At 49.7% G+C, this 20244-nt stretch carries 13 protein-coding genes; 6 read left to right on the forward strand and 7 right to left on the reverse strand.

Going from position 1 to position 20244, the window contains the following annotated elements; genetic code table 11:
* Nucleotides 1–3: 3 nt before the first annotated feature.
* A complete protein-coding gene (locus ABIA61_RS22225; protein ID WP_404580103.1) occupies nt 4–1059 on the reverse strand; it encodes a LacI family DNA-binding transcriptional regulator in 1056 nt (351 codons plus the stop codon).
* 507 nt (nt 1060–1566) lie between these two features.
* Here ABIA61_RS22225 and arfA point away from each other — a divergent pair.
* From arfA to ABIA61_RS22245, 4 genes are all read left to right on the forward strand, one after another.
* Nucleotides 1567–3081 (forward strand): arabinosylfuranosidase ArfA, encoded by a 1515-nt coding sequence (gene arfA / locus ABIA61_RS22230; protein WP_283654247.1) that lies wholly within the window; start codon nt 1567–1569, stop codon nt 3079–3081.
* Nucleotides 3082–3501: 420 nt separating this feature from the next.
* Nucleotides 3502–5349: an HSP90 family protein gene (locus tag ABIA61_RS22235; RefSeq protein ID WP_283654248.1), complete on the forward strand. Its 1848-nt coding sequence runs from the start codon at nt 3502–3504 to the stop codon at nt 5347–5349.
* 26 nt (nt 5350–5375) lie between these two features.
* Nucleotides 5376–6437 (forward strand): hypothetical protein, encoded by a 1062-nt coding sequence (locus ABIA61_RS22240; RefSeq protein WP_404581265.1) that lies wholly within the window; start codon nt 5376–5378, stop codon nt 6435–6437.
* 88 nt (nt 6438–6525) lie between these two features.
* Nucleotides 6526–7272: a glycerophosphodiester phosphodiesterase gene (locus tag ABIA61_RS22245; RefSeq protein ID WP_283654250.1), complete on the forward strand. Its 747-nt coding sequence runs from the start codon at nt 6526–6528 to the stop codon at nt 7270–7272.
* Nucleotides 7273–7444: 172 nt separating this feature from the next.
* On the opposite strand, the gene ABIA61_RS22250 is transcribed toward ABIA61_RS22245, so the two are convergent.
* The 5 genes from ABIA61_RS22250 to ABIA61_RS22270 form a co-directional block, all read right to left on the reverse strand.
* Nucleotides 7445–8272: a class I SAM-dependent methyltransferase gene (locus ABIA61_RS22250; RefSeq protein ID WP_404581266.1), complete on the reverse strand. Its 828-nt coding sequence runs from the start codon at nt 8270–8272 to the stop codon at nt 7445–7447.
* A gap of 173 nt (nt 8273–8445) precedes the next feature.
* The gene (galU, locus tag ABIA61_RS22255) at nt 8446–9321 is read right to left on the reverse strand and encodes a UTP--glucose-1-phosphate uridylyltransferase GalU (RefSeq protein ID WP_044646488.1); all 876 of its coding nucleotides are present in this window, start codon (nt 9319–9321) and stop codon (nt 8446–8448) included.
* The gene (locus ABIA61_RS22260) at nt 9318–9740 is read right to left on the reverse strand and encodes a GtrA family protein (protein ID WP_404581267.1); all 423 of its coding nucleotides are present in this window, start codon (nt 9738–9740) and stop codon (nt 9318–9320) included. The genes galU and ABIA61_RS22260 overlap by 4 nt, the downstream gene beginning before the upstream one ends.
* Nucleotides 9741–9743: 3 nt before the next feature.
* Nucleotides 9744–10835: a glycosyltransferase family 2 protein gene (locus tag ABIA61_RS22265; protein ID WP_283654253.1), complete on the reverse strand. Its 1092-nt coding sequence runs from the start codon at nt 10833–10835 to the stop codon at nt 9744–9746.
* A gap of 17 nt (nt 10836–10852) precedes the next feature.
* Nucleotides 10853–13189, reverse strand: coding sequence for a glycosyltransferase family 39 protein (locus ABIA61_RS22270; RefSeq protein WP_283654254.1), 2337 nt, complete (start codon nt 13187–13189; stop codon nt 10853–10855).
* 287 nt (nt 13190–13476) lie between these two features.
* On the opposite strand from ABIA61_RS22270, the gene ABIA61_RS22275 reads away from it, so the two are divergent.
* Both ABIA61_RS22275 and ABIA61_RS22280 read left to right on the forward strand, forming a co-directional pair.
* Complete coding sequence (locus ABIA61_RS22275) at nt 13477–14163, forward strand: response regulator transcription factor (protein ID WP_283654255.1); 687 nt, start codon at nt 13477–13479, stop codon at nt 14161–14163.
* Nucleotides 14160–15650 carry a sensor histidine kinase gene (locus ABIA61_RS22280; RefSeq protein ID WP_283654256.1) on the forward strand — a complete coding sequence of 497 codons (1491 nt, stop codon included), beginning with the start codon at nt 14160–14162 and terminating at the stop codon, nt 15648–15650. Before ABIA61_RS22275 ends, ABIA61_RS22280 begins: the two co-directional genes overlap by 4 nt.
* Nucleotides 15651–15710: 60 nt before the next feature.
* Here ABIA61_RS22280 and ABIA61_RS22285 read toward each other — a convergent pair whose 3' ends face one another.
* The gene (locus ABIA61_RS22285; RefSeq protein WP_404581268.1) at nt 15711–20003 is read right to left on the reverse strand and encodes a S8 family serine peptidase; all 4293 of its coding nucleotides are present in this window, start codon (nt 20001–20003) and stop codon (nt 15711–15713) included.
* Nucleotides 20004–20244: the final 241 nt, after the last annotated feature.

Genomic DNA, 20244 nt, shown 5'->3' on the forward strand with positions numbered 1-20244 from the left:
CGGCTATTGACGAATGGATGATGCCCTGATAATCAACTCTGTGGACAGAAGCTCTCTTATCGAGGCGCGTCCGGTCAGTTCCAAGGCTGAAATGCGGTCCAGAGGATCCGGTATAAGCTTCGAGGCCGCAAGCACCCCCATCTCATAAAAAGGAACGCGGACACTGCTCAGCGGCGGAACGGCCATCTCGGCCACATCCGAATCGTCATAGCCAATGAACGCCGGGAACCGGTCAACTCCCAGTCCGAGCTCGCGCAGACCCTGCATCACCCCGATGGCCATTCGGTCGTTCGCCGCAAATACGGCGTCAATATCATTCAGCCTGCCAGCGATTGTAGCCGACGCTTCGAGCCCGCTTCGACGGCTGTAATTGCCCTCCAGAAGCAACTCGCGATCATATTCAATACCGGCATCCTGAAGCGCGGTGCGGTATCCCTTCAATCGCTCTGTACTGTTGGAATAGATATCCGGGCCGTTGAGAAAGGCAATCCGCTTGCATCCCTGCTCAATGAGGTGACTTACAGCCGTCCGGCTTCCCTCCACATGGTCTGCATCCACTTCACAGAACGATTGTCCTGCAAAATGGTGATTCATGACGCAGAACGGACGCCCTTCTTCCTGAAGTCTCTTCAGCGCTTCCAACTCATCGTGGTCATCTCTGGCCCCAAGGATGATACAGGCATCGACCTTTTGCTGGCGGAAAAGACCGCTGTAATCCATCTTTTCCCCCGGCTTCCGGAACAATAGTAGCAGATCAAGCCCGCTGTCCCTGGCCTTGCTTCCGATGCCGCTCAGCATCTCGGAGAAAAAATAGGCTGAGAACAGGTGCGCCTTCGGTACATAAGGCATAACCACACCAAGATGGCCGCTCTTGCTTCGGGCAAAGTTGCGGGCCAGCGCGCTGGGAACATATCCAAGCTGATTGGCGGCGTCCTTGACCTTCTTGCGGGTCTCTTCCTTGATGGGACCGGCCGCGTTCAATACCCGCGACACCGTCGCTTCAGACACGCCGGCGAGCTCTGCTACTTCCTTGCGCGATACGATATTACCCACCTCCAGTCATTTTATGTACGCGCGTACATTTTCTCATGCAGCCCTGCCTTTGTCAATCCCACTTTCCTTAATAAAATTTTGATCGCATCTGTACAACTATAGCTACTTCAGGATTTTACAAAATTCAATTCCAGCCGCTCCAAAGTGCAATATTGTCGATTACAGGTCGCTTCCCGGATTTTTGCAAAATCCTTACTTAACAAAGAAGTTATTTGCTAAACGTAACCAATTGCTTATCGTTTATTAATATAGTTAATAAATATATTAAGTATTTAATAATAATATTGACTATAATATTTATGGTGTGTTATATTAAATTCGTAAATGAGCATTTTGCAACAATCCCAAGAGCGATTTCAAATCAGCAATATAGAGATCGAAACGGTTTAGTTCGTCTATCTATTGTACTTTCGAGCGTTGGGAATCGACTGATGCAAAATGCTGAAATAAAACGGTTTGTTAGTCTTAGAGGTACAACGGATTTTATTTTCGCATTCAGAGAGGATGGTTTAGGTGGCAGCAGCTGTAAAAGCAAAAATGATTGTAGACAAGTCATTTCGTATTGCTGAAGTCGATAAACGCATTTATGGTTCTTTTGTAGAGCATCTCGGGCGTGCTGTATATGGTGGTATTTATGAGCCTACTCATTCAACTAGTGATGAAAGCGGTTTCCGTAATGATGTAAAAGAGCTGGTGAAGCAGCTTGATGTTCCTATTATACGCTATCCGGGCGGGAATTTTGTGTCCGGTTACAATTGGGAAGATGGTGTCGGTCCTGTCGCGTCCAGACCTAGACAGCTAGAACTGGCGTGGAGAACGGTCGAGCCGAATGAAGTGGGTACGAACGAATTTTTCAAATGGGCGAAAGATATCGGTTCAGAGGTCATGATGGCGGTTAACCTGGGTACACGCGGGATTGATGCGGCACGTAATCTGGTGGAATATTGCAACCATCCGGGCGGCTCCTACTGGAGTGATCTGCGTCGTAGTCACGGTGTTGAGCAACCGCACAAGATTAAAACCTGGTGTCTCGGCAACGAAATGGATGGCCCGTGGCAGATCGGACACAAGACAGCGGAAGAGTATGGTCGCCTTGCGGTAGAGTCCGCAAAAGCAATGAAGCTGATTGACCCTGACATTGAGCTTGTATCATGCGGCAGTTCCAGTTCGACAATGCCGACGTTCCCTGAATGGGAAGCGACGACGCTGGATCATACCTATGAGGTAGCCGACTATATTTCTCTGCATCAATACTATGGCAACCACGACAATGATACGGCCAATTATTTGGCACGCTCCATGGATATGGACCATTTTATTCATACAGTTATTTCGACCTGTGACTATATCAAAGCGAAGAAACGCAGCAAGAAAAAAATGATGCTCAGCTTCGATGAATGGAATGTGTGGTACCACTCCAACGATGCGGACAGCAAAATTGATCCGTGGTCTGTGGCGCCGCCCCAACTTGAGGATATTTACAACTTCGAGGATGCACTACTGGTGGGAAGTATGCTTATTACGTTCCTGCGTCATGCTGACCGTGTAAAAATGGCTTGTCTGGCCCAACTGGTCAATGTCATTGCGCCAATCATGACTGAAAATAACGGCAAAGCGTGGAAACAGACGATTTTCTATCCGTATCTGCATGCATCCCGTTATGGTCGCGGTGTATCGTTGATGCCCGTGGTGGACTCGGAAAAATACGATTCCAAGGATTTCACAGACATTCCTTATCTGGATAGCGCTGTGGTCTATGATGAAGAGGGAGACGCTCTGACCGTCTTTGCGGTAAACCGCCACTTGTCCGAGTCGCTGGAGCTGACAGTGGATGTGCGCAGCTTCGAAGGCTATCGCATTGTGGAGCATACCGTGCTGGAGCATGACGATCTCAAAGCAACTAACAGTCCGGCAGGAGAAAAGGTAACGCCTCACAACGGCGGTAATGCCAAGCTCGACGATGGCATCGTAAAAGCTCATTTGGGCAAAGCCTCGTGGAACGTAATCCGTTTCGCCAAGTCTCATTAATCCTTTTTCTGCAAAAGGTACAGCCCCGGCTGTACCTGAAAAAGCCCGCATTCTCTCTTGTATGGGTATACAGGAGCAGCCATGCGGGCTCTTTGTATAAAATGAGCCATTTGTCCCTCAGCAGATATAGCGATACAAGAACAGGCTGATTTTTAAATAAAAATTATTTTAATTACTAAATTTAACTAAGCGAAGATGATACTTATTAACTATACACTCATATTACATACATTTTTATGAAGTTAATTAGACCCATTTACGATCAGCCAAGGTGAAAAAAGACCCTATTATAGCGTTGTCAACGTATTGATATCTGAAATGCAGGGTGTACAATCCGTCTGTAATCCACGTTATAATTTACATGATGGTTTATTCAAAAGCCAAGGATTGTCGTAGCATTTCCAGAAAGGAATGATCTGTATGAGTCAAACGAACGAATATCGTTTTCAGGTGAACTTGGGCGGGATGATTGATATTTTGGCCAATCATTTATATAGCAGCCCACGCGTGTTTATACGCGAGGTACTGCAAAATGCAACAGACGCAATTACGGCTCGCAAGGAGCTAGGGGAGACTGCTGCTGAAAGTAAAGGATTTGAAGGTAAAGTGACCGTGGAGTTATCTGGCTCCGGTGAACAACAGGTTTTGATGATTCAGGATAACGGCATTGGACTGTCGGAAGAAGACATCCACCGCTTTCTGTCGATCATTGGCCAGTCTTCGAAGAAGGGGGCAGATTTACTGGCCTCGGAGACATCATTTATCGGGCGATTTGGGATTGGCTTGCTGTCTTGCTTTATGGTGAGCGATGAAATTGTGGTGCTGACGCGTTCAGTAAAGGAAGGCATCTCCATGGAATGGAGAGGGAAACCGGACGGAACGTATACGATCCGTCGATTGGAGACTGAACTGCCTGTAGGCACGCAAATTTATTTGCGCTGCAAGCCGGGGAGCGAGTTTTATTATGAGCCAGCTCAGGTGGAGGAGTCTCTATTTTATTATGGGGCGTTGCTGCCATATCCGGTCATGCTGTCTGTAGACGGGGAGACCAGGCGCGTCAATCTTCCATCTACCCATTGGATGCAGGACCCGGAACAATTGCGCAGTCGTCGCGGTGAGGTGCTGGACTTGGGCTATCGCCTGATGGGTGAGCGCTTTGGCGATTTTATTCCACTGCGGACGGCATCGGGCAGAACAGGCGGGATTGCATTCATTTTGCCGCGTAGCATTAATCTCAACAGCAAGCGGCTGCATCGGGTGTATCTGAAGCATATGCTGGTGTCCGACAAAGCAGAAAATGTATTGCCGGAGTGGGCTTTTTTCATTAAAAGTCTGATCTGGACAGATGAATTGCAGCCGACGGCATCACGTGAGTATTTTTATGAAAATGAGCAGCTTGACGGTGTTCGTTCTGAACTGGGAACCTGTATTCGGCAAGAGCTGCTACGCATGGCGGAGTATGAGCCAGACCGCTTGCAGCACTGGATTCGTTTGCATGAGCTTTCCATGAAGGCGCTCGCGGTGGAGGATGATGAATTTCTGCGGATTATGCACCGCTGGTTTTCCTTTGAAAGTACATTTGGGCGGCGGGAGCTGAGTGAACTGATCCGCGAGGCGGGCGGGCGTCCGCTCCATTACACATCGACGGTTGATGAGTATCGCCAGATTACCCATGTGGCGGCGGCGCAATCCATGCTGGTGATCAATGGCGGCTATATTTACGATACGGAAATTTTGGAAAAGCTGCATTGGATCGACCCTGCTCTGCAAGCCGAGCGGCTTAGTCCCGAGGATGTATCTCTTTCATTTACCGGGCTGACGCAGGAAGAGCGCGAGCAGTATTACAGCGTGCTGCGCGTCATGGATGCTGCTTTGCAACCGATGCGCTGCCGTACTGAATTGAAGCGTTTTGAGCCTGCGAGCTTGCCTGTGCTATATACCATTTCGCAGGATGCGCTAACCTTGCGTTCAATGGAAAACACCGTCGAAGAAACAACGGCGCTTTTTTCCAATGTACTCGATAGTCTGAAAGCCGGGGTCCAGCAGAATGCGGGCTACTCGACCTTATATTTTAATCTGAACAATCCGGTGGTGGCGCGTATTTTTGAGGCTACCGATACACAGATGATTACGGCTGCAACGGAAATGATGTATGTGAACGCACTTATGATGGGCCACTATCCGATGAATCGGAGTGAGTTGGGGCTGATGAACCGGAGTGTGCTGCATTTTATCAATTGGGGATTAGGGAACGGACAGAACATGTAATTGCATAATTACAGGAGGCTAGTCGAATGGAAGATACGATATATGATTTGATGGAACAGGCGCAGGATCTGCCCGGTGGGGCGGCAAAGCTGGCGATTTTGGAGGAAGCGGCCCGCTTGGCGGATGCTTCCGGTTTGAAGGAGTTCGCCTACGAAGTCCGGGGAGAAATTGTGGACTGCGCTATTTTTAATGGATATCCGTTGAAGGCGCTGATCGCTTTTTCGTGGCAACTGGGTCAATTTGATCAAACCCCCGACGAATATGATGAGCAAGAGTTGCTGTGGACTTATAAATGGATTCTCGGCAAGGTGTGCAGCTTTCCCAATATACCGAAAACCCAGGTGGAGGATCTTGTCGAGGATATGCGCAAACGTTATGCCGAATACGGGTATAATGAGCGTCCGTATCAATACTATAAGTTCCGTATCGCGATGGATATGGGGAGACTGGATGAAGCACGCCAGTATCTGGATACCTTTCGTACGATTGAACGGGATAGCATGAGTGATTGTGAAGCCTGCGAGCAGAGCCAGATCGTACGGTTTTACTATTTGACCGGAGAGGACGAGCAGGCGCTTTCCGTGGCCAAACCGATTTTGTCGGGACGGATGACATGCGCGGAAGTGCCGCATGTGACGCTCTCACAGGTGCTATTGCCGCTTTACCGTCAAGGGGAAGCAGACAAGGCGAAGGATCATCATCGTAACGGGTATCGCCTGGTTCGGGATGACCGTGATTTTCTGAAAACCATAGCGGAGCATATCGAGTATTTGGCGGTTGCGGACCCGGTTAAGGGAATTGAAGTGGTAGAGCGTCATTTGCATATGGCGCTGGATTATGAGAGCGGGCTGGAACAAATGTATTTTTACGCGGCAATGGTAGGTCTGCTGCAAAAGCTCGATGCTTCGGGTGATAGTAGATTGATCCGTCTGCCTGCTTCTTTGGAGTGGGGCAAAGAGGAGCGTACGCTGACAGAAATTATTGCGTATTTCAGACCACTGGCAGAGTCGGCGGCAGCAGCATTTGATCGACGGAACGGGAATACGTTTTATACCGATTGGATCGGGAAAATTGTTCAAACCGCGTAGAAGAAGACGCACCAGTAACGAACATTTTATACAGCCCAAACAATGAGGCGGTATAATGTTCCTGTGAAATGACAGGAGGGGTTATGTAGTGACTGTAACCGAGAAAGTTATTAATTTTGCACATCGCGGTGCTTCGGGTGTATGCCCTGAAAATACGATGGCGGCGTTCCGCCACGCTTTGGAGCTGGGGGCAACCGGCATAGAGACGGATGTGCAGCGTACCCGGGATGGGCATTTGGTGCTTATTCACGATGAATCGCTGGAACGCACGACAGGTTCCCCGCTGGATGTACGCGATATTACACTGGAAGAACTGAATGGGTTAGATGCAGGCGGCTGGTTTGATGAGAAATTCCGGGGTGAGCGTGTGCCGCTGCTGGATGAACTGCTGGAGCTGGCGCAGGCTTCGGATGCAATCATTAATCTGGAATTGAAAAATAGCATTTACCTCTATCCCGGTATGGAGGAAGAGGTGATTGCCGCTGTACGGCGTTTCGGTTTAGAGGAGCGGGTGATTATCTCCAGCTTCAATCATGAATCACTGGCGCTCTGTGCGCAATTGGCCCCTGAGATCAGGACGGGAGTGCTGTATATCGAGATTATGGTTCGCCCGGCGGAGTATGCAAGCCGATTCGGGGTCACAGCACTGCATGCTTACAAGCATTCCGTCACACCGGAGGGAGTATCTGAGGCACTGGCAGCAGGTGTAGTCTATCACCCGTGGACAGTGAATGAGCCGGAAGAAATGAAGCGGCTGCTGGAGGCGGGGGTGAGTGGTATTATCACCGACTACCCTGATCGCTTGGCATCTCTATTGGCTGTCCGCTCTTCCTAAGCCGACGCCGAAGATACCACGGAACTGCGACTAAGATTCGCAGGGACATGAGTGTGGCTATTTTTTTGAAGCCAAAAGACTCTCCTGTACGCACTCGTTTTTACGAGGCGAAGGAGAGTCTTTTTTGGGCTTGAGCTGAAGAATATATCATCACAATGATCTTGTTTCCTTTCTATTTGACGCCGAGCCGCATACGATAGCTGAACAGGATATCCAGTGTTCTGTCCTGAAAATGATCTTCTACGAGCTTCACAAAGCGGGCCAAATCTTCATCAAGCGCTCGATTGCCGAGTTTGAATAGCGTTTGTATACCGCCTTGACTAAGAACAAGCCCTATATAACGAGCTGCGTCACACTGCTCATGGTTATGGAAGACAATCTCCCGGGTATATCGGAATTGTCCGCTGCGCTGTAGATTAGGCAAATGCTGTTCCTTGCTCCATTTATGGGCTTGCTGCTCTACAGGTGCTTCCCGATTCAGAATCTCATCTGCTTTGGCGATCAGCTGTACATAAGCTTGGTCTATCTCCCATTGCAGCACCGGAGGCCAATCGCAGTCAAAGGCAGCGAATACCCCGCCCTGAGCCAAAACTCTGCCCGCTTCCCTGAGCGTGCTGTCGGGGTCCATCCAGTGAAAGGATTGAGAGCAGGTGATGACGTCTACAGTTCCATCCTCAAAGGGCAGGTTGTTGGAGAACCCGCTTTTGAAGGAGATGGTGCCTGCAGTTATCGCTCCTGCTGTCTCCAGTTTGCGCTGCGCTTTTCCTCTCATGTCCGGGTTGGGCTCGATGCCGACAATTTGCCGGGCCGTCTCTTTCCAAATGAAAGTCGAAAGCCCTGTTCCACAGCCAATATCGGCCACAAGCTCCACTTTTCGTTCCAGATAGCGGGTAATGATCTCGACAACGAGCGACGGTGCTTCCGGACGGTGTTGGTCGTAGTCATCGGCAAAGCCGTTGAAACGGTCTACATTACTTTGCAAATTCCCCTCAGGTATCATATGGATTTCTTCCTCCCTGATTTCGGCGGACAGCCGAGCATATTCCGATGGTACTGTACTTTTACATTGTACAGGTTTATATGTTTATCCTTCCACTCTCGTGGTTCCACAACATGGATTGGATATCAGAATATGCACAGGAGGAGGGGATAGGTGAATCTTGTGTGCCTATTTTATCGGGAAGCCAGCGCCCACTCGCGCATCATGGAGTCAAGCATTGGACGAAGATCCTCACGTTGCATACCCATGTGAAGCACAGCTTCCAGATATCCGGCCTTATCTCCAATGTCGTATCGCGTGCCTTCCAGCTCAAGTGCCAGCAGTTGATTTTGCAATGCTACCTGATGAAGGGCGTCAGTCAGTTGATATTCGCCGCCCGCACCCGTGGACAGATTCTCCAATATCGAGAAAATAGAAGGCTCCAATACATACCTCCCAATGACTGCTTGCCGTGAAGGGGCTTCTGCAGGAGATGGTTTTTCAACAAGTCCGCCAACTTCGTGAATAAGACCGTTCTGATGGATAGAGTCAATAATGCCGTATTTACTTACATCCTGTTCTTCCACTGTGCGTACGCCGACCACTTGCTTGCCAGTCGCTTCGTAGACATCCATCATTTGGCGAATCGCCGGAGTGGAGGAATTCATAATATCATCGCCCAGCAACACAGCGAATGGCTCATCACCAATAAACTGACGGGCACAACGTACCGCATGTCCCAAACCGAGGGGTTCCTTTTGGCGGATATAGTGAATGACTGCTTTGCCCCCGATGCTTTGAACCTCGCGCAGAAGATCATACTTGCCTTTGCTCTCTAGCACTTGCTCCAGTTCTACGGACTTGTCAAAATGATCCTCGATGGCTTTTTTATTACGTCCAGTCACGATAATGATGCTTTCAATCCCGGATTTGATGGCCTCTTCTACAATATATTGAATAGCTGGTTTATCGACAATCGGAAGCATCTCTTTAGGTAAAGCTTTCGTAGCAGGTAAAAAACGAGTTCCTAATCCGGCGGCTGGAATAACGGCTTTTGTAATTTTTCTCATAGAGATTCACTTTCCTTTCGGGATGGGGAACCGAATACCCAGTATCGGCTCCCGATATAATTGATGATCATTCCGGCTGCGGTGGCGATCAGCTTGCATACGGCAAGCGGCAGCCCGGTTCCACTGTGAAGCATTTGCAATAATAAGGAGGTCAGTCCCAATACGATCAGGTTGATGACGATAAATTTAAGCAATTGACGTTTGTGAGTATCGGGTGCTGGTTGTTTGTTGAATGTCCATTTGCTGTTCAAAATGTAACTGTTGGCTGTGCCGCAGCTGTATGAAATGATCTGCGACAACACAACCGGAACTCCGGCCCAAGCCAGCAGCATGAAAATGATGTAATTTACTCCCGTATTCACCAGTCCTACCATGCCAAAACGGATCATAGGGAGTAGCTGAGCCATGCGACTTTCCATAGGTTATGCTCCGTGACCGGATTTAGGTCCGGTATATACCGCGCTGTTGCCGCGTACTGTGCGGCTGGCGGATATTAGGCTGTCACGGGAACCTTGCATGTACAGGGATTCACGTTGTTCAGGGGCCTTCATGGCATGGGTCGGGCCGTTTTCGTATTGTCCACCCAGATGTTCACGGACAATGTAGAGCGGGCGGGCTTTGGTTTCGTCATAAATCCGTCCAACATATTCACCCATGATACCGAGAATGATCAGGATCACTCCGTCAAAAATCAGGCTGATGCTAATCATGGACGACCAGCCCTTCATGACATAGGAATCGGTGAAAAAGTTGAGAAACAATACGTACATCAAATACAGGAAGCCGGACATGGACAGGAGTGCGCCGATATAACCTGCCAGCTTGAGCGGTTTAATGGAAAAGGATGTGATTCCGTCCAGACTGAGCTTGATCATGCGTTTCAGCGGATACTTGGTTTCACCTGCGAGCCGCTCATCGCGCTCATATTCAACAGCCGTCTGCTTGAAGCCGATCCAGCTAACGAGTCCACGGACAAACCGATTATTTTCCGGCAGCCGTTTCAATTCGTCTATTACCTTGCGATCCATCATGCGGAAATCGCCGGTGTCTACCGGGATATTAATATCCGTCGATGCTTTCAATACACGGTAGAAGAGACTGGCAGACCACTTTTTGAAGCGGGTTTCGCCATTGCGTTTCAGCCGTTTGGCGTAGACTACCTCATAGCCTTCCTTCCACTTGTTGGCCATCTCAACGATCAGTTCCGGCGGGTCCTGGAGGTCGGCGTCAATAACGACGACCGCCTCTCCCACCGCATAATCCATCCCGGCGGTAATCGCTAGCTGATGACCGAAATTACGGGAGAAATCAATCAATACTATGGTATCGTCTCTGAGACTGAATTCCTTGATCAACTGGACGCTGCGGTCCGAACTGCCGTCATTTACGAATATCAGTTCGTAGGGCTCGCCCATCGAGCCCATGACTTGTTTCAGCCGCCGATAGGTTTCGGTAATGACGGCTTCCTCGTTGTACATCGGAATAACTATGGAATAACGGATTTGTTCACTCATTAGTAGTTCCTCCTTATTTATAATGTGATTTCGTATAAAGTACCGCTTCCGCCACGTTCGTCTCCGCCAGGTCCGCCTTGACCATCCTGAGCGTTCGAGTTGCTGTTCGTGATGTCGCTTCCGCTGTCGGATGCTTCAGCATTGGTACTGGTTTCGCCAGTTGTTGTTTTCCATTCATCTGTAGGAATCACTTTGCCATGATCTTTGATCCATGCAGTGACTTCGGAGTTACCGCTATCCGGTCCACCGCCGCCTCCACCAGAAATCATGAAGTACTTCACTTGACCGCTTTCCACCAGCGCCTTGATCTTATCGACGGTATATACCGGATCGGAGGATACAAAGCCGTTCATAATAATCACTTTTTGCCCGGCTTCAATCATGTAAGGAGCGGCTGTTGAATAATTGCTTGCTGCGAAAAGGTAGGTTTCACCTGTGTTATGCTTTTGTAAATAGCTCAGCGTTTTGCTGTCCAAGCTTTGACTACCGTTTGGTCCACCCATTCCTCTGGAGCGGGTAGAAGATCTCTGTTCTCTGTCTGTGCTTGTTCCTGTGCTTGAAGTAATACCATCAGAGCTGGATTGCTCTGCATTGTTGGTTTGGTTATTCGTTTGAGTTCCTTCAGCTTGTTGCCCATTTGTACCCTGGCCTCGGTTGCCCAAATTACCTCCCGGCATTCCGCCACCGCCTCCACCGCCGCCAAATTGAGACGGTCCGGCTTGTGGAATCATGCTGTTCCCCCCGTAGGTAATTGGCGTCAATGCCCAGTACACAGGGCCGATGAACATTGCGAGTACACTTGCAATGATGGCATATCTCGTGAACTTCTCAGATTTCAATCGTGCTACTACCAGTAGCGCCGTGCCTATGATACCGAGGATCAATACGGCGATGGACCAGCCACTGCCAATGGTGTCGTTGTAATTTTGCAGGACGAACCAGCTAAACACCGAGGTTGCCAGTACCGCTGCGGGTAACAGCCAGGAGAGCCAGCCGGAACGCTCACGATATTGCTCCCATAATTCCACGAATCCGGCTCCGAAGAGCGCTGCAATTGGTGGTGCGAGCATAATCAGGTAATAATGATGGAAGAAACCGGCTACGCTGAAAAATGCAGCTACGGGAATCAGCCAGGCCAGCCAGAAGATGACCTCTTTGTGTTTTTGCGTGATATTACGGCGTCGAATGCTTGCAAGCAGACCAATTGAAGCAATCAATGCGAATGGGAGCAGCCAGCTGGCCTGACCTGACAGGGCAGCTTGGAACAACCGTAAAGGTCCCTTTTCACCAGTGCCGAACATGCCGCCACCAGAATTTCCACCAGGTCCACCCTGACCACCGCCCGGACCGCCTTGACCGTTACCGCCAAATCCGCCCGGCGGCATTTGGCCACCAGCGCCGTTGCCGTATGATGATGTGCCATCGGTACTGGAAGCGCCTGTTGTAGTGCTATCCGTTGATGTAGTTGCTTGAGCTTGATCCGAATTGGTATTGCTGCTGGTTGAAGCGTTTTGTTTCCACTCCGAGCGTTGACTGCCACCAGCGCCCCCGCCTGTTCCTTGGTTTCCCGTCAGACGGGACAGGCCGTTATAGCCAAAGGCCAGATTCAGTACGGAGTTCGTACCGCTGCTTCCCATATAAGGGCGCTGGTCTGCCGGAGTGGAGTCGACCACGACTGCCCAAGAGAGCGACACGGCCACGAGAACGACTGCCGATGCTGCCAGTGTTATCGCTTTTCGCTTCCAGTTAAACTTGGAGGCCAGCAGGTAGAAGAGTCCCAAAGCGGGAACAATCATATAGGCTTGAAGCATTTTTTCGTTAAAGGCGATACCTACGACTGCGAAAGCCCAGAGGATCGGTCCCATTTTGTGGTTTCTAATGCCTCTGAACAGCAACCATGTTGCGAGCAGTAGTGTGAAAACCAGCATCGCATCAATGTTATTGGTGCGGCTGACCGCTACTGCAATTGGTGTAGTTGCCATAGCGAAGGCGGCCAATCGAGCGGCCATCGTACCGAAGCTCGGCTTGACGAGCAGGTAAACGAGCAATACCGACCCGACCTGAGCGAGCGCTTGCGGCAGAATAACGCTCCAGCCGTGAAGCCCGAATATATAGGCGCTCGCGGTCTGAATCCAGAACACGACGGGCGGTTTGTCTACCGTTACCGATCCGGCCGAATCGAGTGAGGCAAAGAAGAAGTTGTGAAAGTTTTCTAGCATGCTTGCTACGGCCGTCGTGTAGTAGGTGTTAACATATTTGTCTTGCCAGATGTTGTATCCGTTCAAAATCGCGGATATCAGCATGATGATGATGAGGGGGACGTCCGCCCTGCTCTTGAACCATTTCTTAATCATGTACATTCCACTCCCTGTGAAATTTCTTTGTATTTTCCGTTGCACTAGCCGCTATCTTCAGGACTGTGGAATGATCAGCCACTTCCGATCTTGGGCCCGGTGAACTACCGGCTTGCTATTATCATGCCTGACGTAGCTGAAATGGTTATGAGCGCTCCCTGAATGTTAGCTGAAAGCTGGATAGGGATGCTTTTTTTACGTAAATATTCAGGTATATTAGATACAGGTGAAGATGAATCGATCTTTTATTAAGAAAAAAAGTGGTTTCATGAAAGGGAAGATAACCGATGAATCCGATACACGGGGTTAAAATTATGCTAGCGGACGATGAGCCGCACATTTTGCAATTTTTGGAGCTTGGGCTGATTAATGAAGGCTATGAGGTTAAAACAGCTGAAAACGGCAGTGATGCACTGGATTTAGCAAAAGAGTTTCGCCCGCATGTTGCAGTGCTGGATGTTATGATGCCTGAAATGAACGGCTTTGAGGTATGCCAATGTCTCAAGGAGACAGAGGATAACATTGCAGTTATTATGCTGACAGCCAAGGATGATGTGGATGATCGGGTAAAAGGATTAAAACTGGGCGCGGACGATTATGTCGTGAAGCCCTTTAGTTTTAATGAACTGCTGGCCCGGATTGAAGCGCGTCTGCGCAATCAGTTTCCCGATCTGCTCGGAGAAGTGGTTCACGGACCCTTTCAGGTGGATGATCGACGAAAGGAAATTCGCTACCAAAATCAGGTGCTGGAGCTGTCGCCTACCGAATATGAACTATTGAAGTTTTTGGTGTTGAATCACGGGATTGTTCTTAGTAAAAGTCGAATTCTGGATCGAGTATGGGGGTACGATTTTGGGGGCGAGGACAATATTGTCGAGGTGTATATTCGCTCCTTACGTGAAAAGCTCAAAGACAAGGAGCATCGGGTCATTCGTACGCTGCGTGGTGTTGGGTACCGGGTGGACTTGCTATGAAGGCGGCGGGGAAAAGTCGGAGAAGAACTGCGCTCCGTTCTCTCCGCTCCCAGCTTTTGGCCAGAACGTTGCTTATTTTGGCTCTACTGCTCGTCTTGATCGGATTTTTACAATATTTCCTGATGAAGGATTTTCTGTATCGCAGTCGGGCGGATGCGATGGGGACGCAGTTAGGTTCAATTCCTGCCGATTTATTGATTAAAGATTCGCAGGAGAAGAGCGGAAGCTCCACCCCAAAAGAAGGAACCAATCGGAAGGATAACCGACCGAGGCCGTTTCTGTTTTGGCCGGATATGTCGCTTGCTTCCATAGATACAGCTGGAGCCTTTACGAGCCTGTCTAACGAAAATGGACTTACGCCGCCGAGGCTCACCACTCCGCAGTATATTTCGATGCAGCAAAACAAGCACATGCGTTATGGCTATCAATTGCTCACGGATGCCCAAGGGAACGAGCAACTGGTCGTATTCCGTCCGCTCGGTCCGCCTGACCATTCGAATGGGCTGCTTCAAATGGGTGTATCCACAACTTCCATGCAAGAGCAGCTGATTAACCAGTTGCGCACCTTCATTTTGCTATCTCTGATTGCACTTGCAATTGGTCTGGCACTCATGCTTCCAGTGCTGCGGCGCACGTTGGTGCCTCTTTCGAGGATGGTTGAGGCGGTCAAACGCATTGATGCGGGTAATCTGGCCGAGCGCTTTGACGCAGAGCAGGGGCAGTATGAGGTGGACCGTTTGGCGGTATCCTTTAACGGGATGCTGGAACGGCTGGAGCATTCTTTTGCTGCCGAGCGTGAGTTGCAGATGCAGATGAGACGGTTTATTGCCGATGCTTCCCATGAACTGCGCACCCCGCTTACGTCAATTCACGGTTTTTTGGAGGTGCTGCTTCGTGGAGCGGCATCTAATCCTAAGCAGCTTCAATCTGCATTGGAGAGTATGTATGGTGAATCCAAGCGGATGAATAAGCTTGTCTCCGATTTACTGCTGCTGGCTAAGTTGGACCGGACGCCCGAATTGAAGCTGGAAGATATGTCGCTGGATACGTTGCTGCTGGAAATGAAGCCGCAGCTTCTGATGCTGGCGGGCAAGCGAAGAGTGATTTTTGATATGACGGCGGGTGTGAGAGTGCTGGCGGAAGGGGATAAAATCAAGCAGGTCATGCTCAACCTGTTCCATAATGCTGTTCAGCATACAGATATGGAAAGAGGTGTGATCCATGTAAACTTGTCTGCCGGGAAAAAGCTGGCGGATATTCAGATTCGGGATAACGGGCCAGGTATGAGCAAAGAGCAGTTGGAGCGGATTTTTGAACGCTTTTACCGTGGAGATGAGTCACGTACACGCAGCTCGGGCGGAGCTGGTCTTGGTCTGGCGATTACACAGTCCATTGTGGAAGCACACGGCGGGAAAATCACCGCTGCAAGTACGCCGGGAGAAGGTAGTGTATTCAAGGTTGCGCTACCGTTAGCGGGGACGGTATAACATAAAAGCAGCCTCCCGAACCGTGACGTTGTCTATAACGCGGCTCGGGAGGCTTTTGGGTTAGTTAATCAATGCAGCCTTTTGTAAAAGCACATGCAGCACCTTGGCAGATGCTTCACGCGTTGTAGGTGCATCCGGCTGGAAGTAGGAGGAGCCTTTGATGGTTTCCCCGTTGATAATGCCTGCTGCGCTCACTTTTTCAATGCTATCCTTGGCATAGCCTGCAAAAGATGAAGCATCATGATACGGTGTGCGCGCAGGGCCATCGACAGACGCTTTGATCTGGAGCAGATCTACTGCCTTGCTCAGCACGACAGCAATTTCCTGCCGACTGATGTTAGCGTTCGGATCGAATTTGTCGCCGCTGCGACCTGTGATCAATCCGGCCTCATAAGCGGCTGCCACATCGCCAGAATACCAGCTACCTGCTGGAATATCGCCGAATGGTGCGGCAGTACCCGGTGTCAGGCCAAGAGCCCGGGTTACCAAGGCTGCAAATTCCGCACGTGTCACGTTCTTCTTCGGTGAGAAGGCCGTGTCTGTGGTGCCGTTGATCAGCAGCTTGTTCGCAAGCGACTGAATCTCGGATTGAGCATACGACGATGAAATATCTTCAAAGCTAACGGGACGAGTCGCCGCTGCATACGTCGAGAAGCCCGGACGGCTTACCTTAACGACTGTTGATCCATCTGCCTGCTTGGTAAAGACGGATGGAACCGGGTAGACATTTCCGTTAGCTGTATAGAGAACACCGGCTGTATTCGGCTCAATTTGGCCAGGTACGGTGAAGGAACGACTAATGAACTGTCCTGGCGCAACTTTAAGCGGTTCGCTCTTGCCTCCAGTGACAACATTAGCTTCAAACCCTACAGGGGTGCCAATCACAGTCGCCCCTTTCAGCTTGCTCGTAAATGTGTTGCTTTCCTGTACCTGGCTGCTGATTACCACTTCAATGCCTGCACCGGCAGGAGCATTTTTCAATGCGGATATCGGCAAAGCCAGGGAAGATCCTGTGTTGCTCACAATCAGGCTGCTTCCTGCCGCAGCCTTGCCCAGTGTTGTCAGTTGGGCAGAAGTCAGCGCTGCTTTGGTCGTTTGACCCGCTTGGCTACTGGCCGACAGGACAATGGCTATTGGGCTGGAGCCTGCTGCCGTCACAGTAGCCTGCAAATCTGCATCGGTTACAGTCAGTGACTGTACATTGTTGTTAACCACGACAGTTGTGGCTACCGCTTTTACCGCCTGTCCTTGCTTCACTACGGATTGAAGTGAAGGTGCAGATGTAGCGACAGGGGTGGATGTGGTGGTTGAAGCGGAAGGTGTAGTATTACTTCTGCCGCCACCTCCACCACTTCCTCCACCGCTACTGCTGCCGGAAGCGGCACTATTGTCGACGCGAATGGCCTTCATAGCGCTGAAAAATTTAGGACCGTCAGTATTGGTCTCGACTTCGCCTTTCGCATTCAGTTCCGGCGAATTAACCTCCAGCTTATACACACCGTCCTTCAAATGCTGAATAACGGGCTGACCGCTGGCATCCAGAACAGGTTTTCCGTTAGCATCGTATTCGACATAGCTTCCGTCAATGTCCTTGAAGGAGTATGCGCCTTGCTTGAGACGGGCGTTAACTCCTTGCTCCTTAGGAGTCGTAATTCCATTAATAAGACCAATCAACTTATCATCTATGCCATATACATAGAGCGCAATTTGGTTCGTTTTATCCGTGGTCAGGCGGAAAGCGAGATCTGTTGAGCGTTGGGCACCTGTACGATTCGGGTAAATAATCGGGTTGGTTACACTCAGGTCCTGCAAGCCGAAGCCTGTAGTCGGATTTTCCTTGCCAACATGAACGACGAACGGCAGATGCAAGGTAGGTAGTCCGGCGCTTTTCAGGATGACTTCTCCCTCATATACGCCTGTAGCTGCACTTGAGCTTGGCTGCACGGACAGGAAGAACGGTTGGGATTTACCCGCTTCTGCCGAGATCGCTCCATTCGTGCCGACACCTTGCAACTGAACAGCGATATTGCTCACGTCAGGCGTGACAATCGGGTTCTTGGGATCAGAGGTTACATGATCATGCAAAATGTAGCTGGCTTCATACTGTACGCTGTTAGCGGACAGATTTTTGAGCTGCAATTGAATTTGCTTCGCATCACTGCCTGGTTTTAACACCCCGAAGCTGGCGGAAGGATTGTAGTTCACGACCTCCTGCCGATTGAAGTTCTTATCGAGAATCGTAATCTTTTCAACAGTTTCCAGCAGGGCTGGTGTCTGAATCGCATTGGCGATGTTTACAAGTCCTGCACCTTGGGAATACACATCGTATTGGATTTGATCCTCATCGTAAAGCGTATCCGACGTGTTCGCCAGAGCAGCACGGATATCGAACGGCGTCCAGTTTGGATGCTGCTGCTTCAGCAATACAGCAAGTCCGGCTACATGCGGAGAAGCCATACTGGTTCCGTTGCTACGTTTGTAAGCATGATCATAAGAAGCATCCGGATAGAACTTGGCGAAAGCAGGATAGGTTGACAAAATGCCGACCCCCGGTGCACTCACATCCGGCTTGATGCTAAGCAGCTCGTCGCCGTTCGGCCCACGGGAGCTGAATCCAGCCATCGTGTTGCCTGCATTATCTGTGCGAATATAATCCTTTCCGAAGGAGACAGAGAACTTCTCTCCGGCGTTGTCGACGAGTTGTTTAGCCAGCGCGCGACCTTCCTTACCTTTCATATCAAAGGTCGGAATAAAATCAAAGCTGTCGCCCTGGTTAGCGTTTACGTAGCTATCTAGACTCGGAATGGAGTCTGTCAAATCAGCCTGCATGATGTCAGTCGTTTTTGCTCTCCCGTTAAAAATGATTACGGCCTTTGCGCCGTTTTTTTTTGCATTTGCAATTTTATCCACGAATGCCAGGCTTCCACGTGACACGAGGACAATTTTTCCGGCTACATCTTTTCCTTCAAAATCATCAGGCTGCCCCAAATTTGCATATACCAGTTCATAAGGGGCAGTTCCCATAATTGAAGCAAAATCCTCTTGGCCTGTTCCCCAGCCCAACAGATTAAACCCGTAATGTGCATAAGCATCAGCGGTTACTGTTTTCTTCAATTCACCATTCGCTTCCCAATAGGAATCACGGGTAACTGAAGCTGTGCCTGAAAAGCTTTTGCTTGGCGAGGTTGCCGCACCGACGGAAATGGCCAACTGGGATGAGGCAGGGGAACCCATTGAATAATAATAATTCCCGTCTTGTGCCGCATTACCATTCGCAATGACAGCAACTACACCGGAAAGCACCGCATTATTGATGGCAATGGAGTCCGGGGAGTTCGGGTCCTTCTCGGAGTCTGAGCCGAGGGACAGGTTAATCACGTTCATGCCATCCTTGACAGCGCGTTCAATACCGTCAATGACCTGTGCGGAGGAACCGGAGGAACGCCCCGTCTTGGTATTACGTCCAAGTACTTTATACACGTATAAGTCCGATTTATAGGCAATACCCTTTTGTACAATATCTGCCGTTTTATTAGCGGCCTGGCCAGCAATCGTACCGGAGACGTGTGTACCGTGTGTTGTTCCGGCAAAACCTGTGCCGTACGGGTCATTCTCTTTTTCAAGGAAAGGCTCCTCGTAAGGATCATTGTCCTGCTCAAAAGAGTCATATCCACCTTTGTAAGCTGCTTTCAAATCCGGGTGCTCATAATCGATCCCGGTATCAATAACCCCGACCTTAATCCCTTCGCCTGTCAAACCTTTAGCCCAGGCTTCAGGAACGCCAATTTGATCCAGCGGTGCGTTATCATACGTTGCTTCGCTGACGGTGAGTGCTGGCGGGTCCTGTACGGGGATGGAATAATACGTTTTGTTTTCGTGGATGGATTTTACACCTGGCAGCTTTGCCAGTTCCGGAATTTTATTGGCTGGCAGCGTAATCTCCAAACCGTTAAGTACCGTATTGTACTTGTAATTCACTTGGAGCGGAATACCGTTCTGTGCTGCTTTGTCCACGAACGTTGTTTGCTCATTGACGATAGCCGATTCCGCTTTTTGCTCGGATCGTGCCGTGAAAGTCTGGTTACCCGACCGTGCCGCATATTGGTCCACGGCTAGTGGCTCACCATCAAGCTGCACGATGACTCTGACCTGCTGGGAGGAAGTGGTATTCAGCTCGGGTGAAATGAACGCCGGAGTCGCTTCGGAAGTCAAAGCTTCCTGTGCTTCTAAAAATGAACGAGTTTGCAGGTCTACGGTAGCGGCAGAACTGACAGACGGAAGAGACAAGCTTACCATCAAGGCAAGAGCGAGTGTTACGACAGGAATTTTTTTCGAAATGATCGGATTTTTCAAAGATTTCCCTCTTTTCAATCAAAATATGATTTGTCTACATACTAGGATTTGAAGTCACTGCCGAAGTTCTCACGCCTCCCTCAAGATTCAAATGAAAGAATTGACCACTGGTGACTAACTTGTCAGTTTTGAGGAATATCTTACCATGTTGGTGGGATATATTACTATATGTTTTTTATATTTTTAGAAAAAATAAGGTTAACTTCACGTGCATGTTCCATGGAAATGTTATGAATTTACT

Origin of the sequence: Paenibacillus sp. RC21 (assembly GCF_044907935.1) — a bacterium.
GTDB classification, from domain to species: Bacteria; Bacillota; Bacilli; order Paenibacillales; family Paenibacillaceae; genus Paenibacillus; species Paenibacillus terrae_A.